This window comes from Pseudomonas lini (genome assembly GCF_030812475.1).
In the GTDB taxonomy this organism is placed as follows: domain Bacteria; phylum Pseudomonadota; class Gammaproteobacteria; order Pseudomonadales; family Pseudomonadaceae; genus Aquipseudomonas; species Aquipseudomonas lini_A.
Genome location: NZ_JAUSSR010000019.1, coordinates 106,951 through 112,950, shown reverse-complemented (window position 1 = coordinate 112,950; position 6,000 = coordinate 106,951). Strand labels below are relative to the sequence as shown.

Here is a 6,000-nt window from a genome sequence, read left to right as displayed (position 1 = left end):
TGGACGACAACGATGATGCGTATCGTCTGAATAAACGCGTCGCCCTTGCGACCATCGTCGGAACGCCGCCCGCAGCAAGCTGGCTCCTACAAAGGAGCCGTGTGCTCGACGACCAGCAACTCAATGTTCTGTTTCTTCGCCCGGGTGAGCGCCGCCGCCACTTCGGCCTGTTTGGCCTCGGCTTCGGCTCTGGAATTGAATGGTCCGAGCAGAATCCGCGTCTTGCCATTTTCCTTGACGACACTGGAAACGAAACTGTGCTCGATCAACCAGCCACTGAGGTCGCTGACAGCCTGGGTTATTTCACCTCGCACTTCCAGATCCCATTGGGGTGCAGCGGCCACCGAAGGTGCAGTCGCCGCCGCTGTCTGCGGCTTTGGCACGTCAGGGCGCTTGCCCTCACCGCATCCCGCCAGTGCCAGTACCGCGACTACCAAGATCATTTTGCGCACAACGCGTCCCTCTGAATGCCTAAAGCGCAGATTTTAACATCCATGAATACGTGCCGAGTGCCGCAAATTCGACTCAAAACAACGAGAATCATGGTTGCGGCCTCTGTATAGTTACGCCTTGGGAATTAATGCAGCATCTGCGCGTCAGAAAGAGGCACCCAAACTGTGAGACTTCGCACTAATCTATATAGACCACCGACCTCTGCACTGTCCGAATCAGGTGCCCCACAAAGCAATCAAGGAGAAGACCATGCTGATACTCACCCGCAAAGTCGGTGAAAGCATAAACATTGGTGATGACATTACGATCACCATCCTGGGCGTTAGCGGCCAGCAAGTCCGGATCGGCATCAACGCTCCGAAAGACGTTGCCGTACACCGCGAAGAAATTTACCAGCGCATCCAGGCTGGCCTGACCGCCCCGGACAAGCCGCAGTCCTGAATCCTGCTGTAGTCGGTAGCCAGCCCGTTCACCCCCGGAACCATGGCTGGCTAGAGATTCATGCATTGCATCGACTTTAATTTTTTCACACCCCTTCTCGATGACCATGGCACTTATGGGCGATGCAGTCGAGAACGTGAAGCCGACCTGCGGCCAAGCTTCACCCCTGAAATCCAGACGCCTTGGGATCAACCCGAACAAGAGCGCCCTGGCCTTCGCCTAACCAAAGGTCACGCCCCGCGCCATGCCCGTGGCCGCCACCACCATCAGCAACACCAGCATCGCTTCGATATGACTGATCCGTGCAAACAGCCGCGCACGCCCGGTATCAATCACCGCGCCCCGCGCTAACGCTCTCCGCCATTTGATCAGCGCCACCATCGGTGCGATCTCCAGCAACAGAATAACCACGAAAAGTGTCATTTTGAGGTGGAACAACGGCTGGTGAAGGTAATAATCAGTGCCCTTCTCGTAGCCGCCAAAGGCTCGCATCCCACCGGTAATCAACAGGATGGCGGCGGAGATACCCCACAGATTGTCCGCGACCAAGACACTGCGCGCCTCCACCGTCCCGCCAGCCAGGCGCCGAAGCGCCGTGCCCCGGGTGAGCACCGCCCAGAAGCCCAAGGCGAACGCCAAGAGATGAACCGCCGCCAAAATCCATTGAGCCAGCATCGAAATACTCCTGTCAGGACGAAATGAATCGACCTGTCAGTAGTAGCGCATGAAACGAGGGAGCGCATCGCGCAGCAATATATTCAAACACTCAAAGCGTCAATTTTCAGGCGGATCGCGGCTAGACTTCCCCCCCCAAACGCTGGCAGCCCGTCGCGGCACCAGCCTTGATAACAAAGTCGTTCCCACCCCAAACCCGAGTATTCAAAATCATGTGTGAATCATGTGATTCAAACGCCACGCAAAACGCGAATGGTCGCCGCAGGTTTCTTCAACTTGCCGGACTGGGCGCAGGCGCCCTGCTACTGGCCGGCGCACTGCCGGACAAGGTTGCCCAGGCTGCAGAGAAAACCGCCCCGCCTCCCAAACCGCAAAACTCGATCAGCCCCGACCATGCCCTGCAAAGACTGATGGAAGGCAATCAACGCTATGTTGCCGGCACTTCCACGACCCATGACTTCAAGGATGAACGAGAAGCCCTGGTTTCCGGCCAGAACCCGTTCGTGGCGGTATTGGGTTGTTCCGACTCCCGCATCGCCCCCGAGTACGCGTTCGACACCGCCCGAGGCGACCTTTTTGCCATACGTGTCGCAGGCAACTTTGTCACGGACGAGGGCCTGGCGAGTCTCGAATACGCCGTCGCGGTGCTCGGCGCACCCTTGATCCTCGTGCTCGGCCACGAAAGCTGCGGCGCCATCGGTGCAGGCATCAAAGCAGTCAAGGATCGCACCGTATTTCCCGGCCACATCCCGAAACTGACTGATGCACTTAAACCCTCCGTGGAGAAAGTGCTCACTCAACCCGGAAGCCTTATCGAAAACGCCACCGCGCAAAACGTCAAAGACTCGGTGGAGCGCCTGAAACATGCCTCGCCCTTGCTGACCGATGCGCTGAGCAAGGGCACGTTGAAGATAGTGGGCGGCGTCTATCGTCTGGCGACTGGCAAAGTAGACTTGATCACCTGAGCCGGACAGGCCAAACGGAACGAGCCCAGCGCGACGGCCGGGCTCCGGTTATTTTCGGTTTTCCATCATCTTGTCGGCGAGGGCTTTGGCCCTTTCAATCAACAGGTTCTGCCTGTCCTCGTGCGTAGCACCTCCGACAACGGGTGCCGTCAGGTTGCTTTCTGCTATCAACGCAGCGCAGAAGTACTGATCCCAGACAGTTCGGCTATCAGCGGCCTGTTTGTTCATTTGGTCGGCGGACATATGCGGCTCCTTTTGATGAGGTAGCCTGGGTAGTTTACGCCCGAATGACCGACAAACCGTGCTCCCATACAAGAATCCGACCGGTAAAAGGGTCGGCTTCGATAGCTTTATGAACGGCAATTACGCAACGCTGATAAATGATCGGTTTAATGCTCACCTCGGAAGTTTCTCACAGCCACTTCAGAACCGCCTGATTGCGACTCCACATCATCATCATCGCCATTGTCTGTCTCCTTTCGTTTTTGCTGAATAGGAAAGGTTATGTACGACAAACTCGGCGCCCGCCAGGGTGATGCGCTTCCTCATGAAAATTGAGCATCAGGAGCCTCCTGACGAAGCTTTTGCTGCCTGTACGAATCTCCAGTAACGCTTAAGTTGCGCAATGCACCTATTTTGGTACACTCATGATTGCAATCGAACCAGTGCTCAAAGTACGTTTCTTCCGTACGGACGCCGGGAACGAGCCGGTACGCGAATGGCTGTCAGACCTGCCCCGCGATCATAGGCGAATGATCGGGACCGACATCAAAACCGTTCAGCTTGGCTGGCCGGTAGGCATGCCAGTCGTTCGCAAGCTGGATACCGGGCTATGGGAGGTCAGGATTGAACTCGGAGACACTATCGCCCGTGTGCTCTTCACCGTAGTGGGCTCCGACATGGTTCTGCTCCACGGATTCGTCAAGAAGAGCCAAAAAACACCAGCGTCTGACATGGCCACTGCCAAGCAGCGCAAAGCAAGACTATGAGGCACAGCGCATGAATAAAAATATCGGTTCTGACTTTGACGACTTCCTCGCCGAGCAAGGCCTTGTCGAGGAAGTCTCCGCAGCCGCACTCAAGCGTGTCATCTCTTGGCAGATAGCCGAGGCGATGAAGCTGCAACGCGTCAGCAAGAAAACGCTCGCGGAGCGGATGCATACCAGTCGCACTGCGGTGGATCGAGCACTTGACCAGAATGACTCAGGCATGACGCTGGCCACATTGGCCAGCGCCGCCCGCGCATTGGGGCAGCGCGTAGAGGTTCGCCTCGTCCCTGAGCACAAAGAACATCACGCATAACTGGAAAGCGATTATGTAGAGATGACTAGCTAAAAAGGAGATGGATTTATTATTCCATTCCTTTTTAGAACATAAACCTGTCTCCTTTTTTCTCGCAACACCGCAGCATGTGTAACTAGCTGAAAGACCGGCATAGTGCTACCGTCCGCGATCCCTCCGTTACTTTTACAATCAAAAGGATTTGTCGAATGACCTACCTTCGCTTGTTTTTAGCGTCAGCCCTGATTGCTCTTTGCACGGGTTGTGCCTCGCCCGCTCAAATTTCCGGCATGTCAGTAACAACTGATCAAGCCAAGTCAAACACCTATGATTCCCGGCTGCGAAATAATGTCCAGCTTTCCGAGGTGAATGGTGGAGATAAAACCAACCCTTTGTGGACTTCGGAAATCGACGCCCCTGACTTCGGCGCCGCACTCAAACAATCCCTCGCCAATGCTGATTTGCTTGGCAACGAGTCCGCCCCTTATGCTCTGCGCGCCAACCTGCTGCGCGTTGACCAGCCGATATTCGGACTGGATTTTGAAGTGACCAGCGAAGTTGAATATACCTTGATCGAATCGAGCACCAACAAGGTGGTTTTGCGTGAAATTATCCGGACCCCTTTCACTGCTGGAATGGGTGATTCGGTGATAGGAATCAAACGACTACGCTTGGCCAATGAGGGATCCGCCCGAGTAAACATCACTGCAATGCTCAAGCGCCTCAGTGACCTAAAAATCGAAGCCAAACAAGTTTCGTTAAAGAACTGAGACTCTTTCCAATACCCTCTCCCGCGCAAATCTGAGAAGCATTGGGCAGCTCCCTCCTCTGTGAGAGAGGGGAGGCTGACCAGGTGATTCTCAGGTCTATTATTCCGTTCCTTTTCGGATAATAAACCCGTCTCCTTTTTTCGCAGGGAGCACGTGTTCATCAAGGTTCAGCCGATCCAGCACCAGCAACGGGGGCCCACCAAAGCGCGCCACCTCTCGCAAAAAATCTGCCGACGAACGGTCTTGAAAGTCCCCCTTCCAAGCCTAAGCTCACCTCATGTCGCAACGACTTTGGGGCCCTGGAAAAACCCCTTCCGGCTGGAAGGAGCCGATCTAAAAATAACAACTTCATAACTCATGCGTTATTGCTTTCTGTGGGCTGCGAGAAAGAGGACTTTTCCAGAGCTTCCTTGGGGTAATAAAAATGAAAAAAAATATTTTAGCTGCCGCACTTATCTCTTGTGCGGCACCGCTTGCACACGCTGATATTGGGGTTTTTGCTGGATTGACTTATGCCTTTGGCGCAAATACTGGTATAGGCTTTACACTTCAAGCCACGTCCACCCGGGATGAAAATAGCGGCATTGCATCGGCAGGTGTTAGTTACTATCCCTTTGCCGTAACCCCAATGTTTGGGCTCCCCGTGGGTGTAGGCTACCAAGGCAAAAATATGGCCGCTATCGTTAGTTATGACCTCCTGGTTAAAGAATTTGCCATTGCCGGCGGTTACGCCAACACCCGCGATGACGATGATTCTGATGGGGATGCTGCCAGCACATCGACCCTCGGTTCCACATCAGGAGCGTCCCAGGCAGGAACGGGATCGGGATCGGGAACAGGAACCGGCGGAGGATCTGGAGGCGGATCTGGAACTGTAGGTGGCGGTGGCGGTGGCGGTGGCGGTGGCGGTGGCACCATAGGCGGAGGTGGAGGATCAATAGCAATTATTCAATAGCGGGAAAGACGGGCTATCGAGGAAGAATCGCAGCCAGGGACAGGACGCTTCAGGCGTTCACATTGGCCAGCGTGAACCTACCCGATATTTTTTGAAGGCTCTGCATAAATTCAAGCCAACAAATAAGCACCCACCGAAAGGTGGGCAAAAACGACGAGACGGATTAATTTATCCGTTTCTTTTCTGGAAAATAACCCTCCCCTTTTTTCGTGGCCCCTTTTTCCGTGCGGGCACTGCAGAATGCTTACAATGACCAAGAAACAGCCCACAGACACCCGTACCGCAACCTCTGCTGAAATAGAGAGATCCATCCAGGCCCTGAACAAAATGGCTGAACGACTTTGGGGAGAGGGTCGGGAAACCGAGGCAAAAGCCCTCCTTGATGCCCTGGATTCTCTGAATCGGGCGCTGGACCGGATCAGGATCGGCGAAAGTCGCAGGGTCAAGACGCTTCATTGAA

The 6,000-nt window shown here is 54.7% G+C and carries 10 protein-coding genes; 7 read left to right on the top strand and 3 right to left on the bottom strand.

Going from position 1 to position 6,000, the window contains the following annotated elements; all coding sequences use genetic code 11:
- Nucleotides 1–86: 86 nt before the first annotated feature.
- On the bottom strand, nt 87–452 hold the full coding sequence (locus J2W17_RS28535; protein ID WP_307342813.1) for an SPOR domain-containing protein: 366 nt from the start codon (nt 450–452) through the stop codon (nt 87–89).
- 250 nt (nt 453–702) lie between these two features.
- Between J2W17_RS28535 and csrA the strand changes: the two genes are divergently transcribed.
- Nucleotides 703–894: a carbon storage regulator CsrA gene (gene csrA / locus J2W17_RS28530; protein WP_008028241.1), complete on the top strand. Its 192-nt coding sequence runs from the start codon at nt 703–705 to the stop codon at nt 892–894.
- 219 nt (nt 895–1,113) lie between these two features.
- On the opposite strand, the gene J2W17_RS28525 is transcribed toward csrA, so the two are convergent.
- Nucleotides 1,114–1,569, bottom strand: coding sequence for a DUF2214 family protein (locus J2W17_RS28525; protein ID WP_307342810.1), 456 nt, complete (start codon nt 1,567–1,569; stop codon nt 1,114–1,116).
- Between the two features lie 212 nt (nt 1,570–1,781).
- Here J2W17_RS28525 and J2W17_RS28520 point away from each other — a divergent pair, with 212 nt between their 5' ends.
- Nucleotides 1,782–2,534, top strand: a complete 753-nt coding sequence (locus tag J2W17_RS28520) for a carbonic anhydrase (RefSeq protein WP_307342807.1) — start codon at nt 1,782–1,784, stop codon at nt 2,532–2,534.
- A gap of 48 nt (nt 2,535–2,582) precedes the next feature.
- Here J2W17_RS28520 and J2W17_RS28515 read toward each other — a convergent pair whose 3' ends face one another.
- Nucleotides 2,583–2,777 (bottom strand): hypothetical protein, encoded by a 195-nt coding sequence (locus tag J2W17_RS28515; RefSeq protein ID WP_307342804.1) that lies wholly within the window; start codon nt 2,775–2,777, stop codon nt 2,583–2,585.
- 404 nt (nt 2,778–3,181) lie between these two features.
- Between J2W17_RS28515 and J2W17_RS28510 the strand changes: the two genes are divergently transcribed.
- The 5 genes from J2W17_RS28510 (at nt 3,182) to J2W17_RS28490 (ending at nt 5,999) form a co-directional block, all read left to right on the top strand.
- Complete coding sequence (locus J2W17_RS28510) at nt 3,182–3,523, top strand: type II toxin-antitoxin system RelE/ParE family toxin (RefSeq protein ID WP_307342801.1); 342 nt, start codon at nt 3,182–3,184, stop codon at nt 3,521–3,523.
- 10 nt (nt 3,524–3,533) lie between these two features.
- Nucleotides 3,534–3,836, top strand: a complete 303-nt coding sequence (locus J2W17_RS28505; protein WP_307342798.1) for a Fis family transcriptional regulator — start codon at nt 3,534–3,536, stop codon at nt 3,834–3,836.
- A 188-nt stretch (nt 3,837–4,024) separates the two neighbouring features.
- A complete protein-coding gene (locus tag J2W17_RS28500; RefSeq protein ID WP_307342795.1) occupies nt 4,025–4,585 on the top strand; it encodes a hypothetical protein in 561 nt (186 codons plus the stop codon).
- Nucleotides 4,586–5,009: 424 nt separating this feature from the next.
- On the top strand, nt 5,010–5,540 hold the full coding sequence (locus J2W17_RS28495) for a hypothetical protein (RefSeq protein WP_307342792.1): 531 nt from the start codon (nt 5,010–5,012) through the stop codon (nt 5,538–5,540).
- A 249-nt stretch (nt 5,541–5,789) separates the two neighbouring features.
- The gene (locus tag J2W17_RS28490; protein ID WP_307342790.1) at nt 5,790–5,999 is read left to right on the top strand and encodes a hypothetical protein; all 210 of its coding nucleotides are present in this window, start codon (nt 5,790–5,792) and stop codon (nt 5,997–5,999) included.
- The last annotated feature ends 1 nt before the right edge of the window (nt 6,000 follow it).

Excerpts from the sequence above, each read along its gene's own strand:
- J2W17_RS28500 (WP_307342795.1), top strand. The coding sequence starts at position 4,025 with ATGACCTACCTTCGCTTGTTTTTAGCGTCAGCCCTGATTGCTCTTTGC.
- J2W17_RS28490 (WP_307342790.1), top strand. The coding sequence starts at position 5,790 with ATGACCAAGAAACAGCCCACAGACACCCGTACCGCAACCTCTGCTGAA.
- J2W17_RS28515 (WP_307342804.1), bottom strand. The coding sequence starts at position 2,777 with ATGTCCGCCGACCAAATGAACAAACAGGCCGCTGATAGCCGAACTGTC.
- J2W17_RS28520 (WP_307342807.1), top strand. The coding sequence starts at position 1,782 with ATGTGTGAATCATGTGATTCAAACGCCACGCAAAACGCGAATGGTCGC.
- J2W17_RS28495 (WP_307342792.1), top strand. The coding sequence starts at position 5,010 with ATGAAAAAAAATATTTTAGCTGCCGCACTTATCTCTTGTGCGGCACCG.
- csrA (WP_008028241.1), top strand. The coding sequence starts at position 703 with ATGCTGATACTCACCCGCAAAGTCGGTGAAAGCATAAACATTGGTGAT.
- J2W17_RS28510 (WP_307342801.1), top strand. The coding sequence starts at position 3,182 with ATGATTGCAATCGAACCAGTGCTCAAAGTACGTTTCTTCCGTACGGAC.
- J2W17_RS28525 (WP_307342810.1), bottom strand. The coding sequence starts at position 1,569 with ATGCTGGCTCAATGGATTTTGGCGGCGGTTCATCTCTTGGCGTTCGCC.
- J2W17_RS28505 (WP_307342798.1), top strand. The coding sequence starts at position 3,534 with ATGAATAAAAATATCGGTTCTGACTTTGACGACTTCCTCGCCGAGCAA.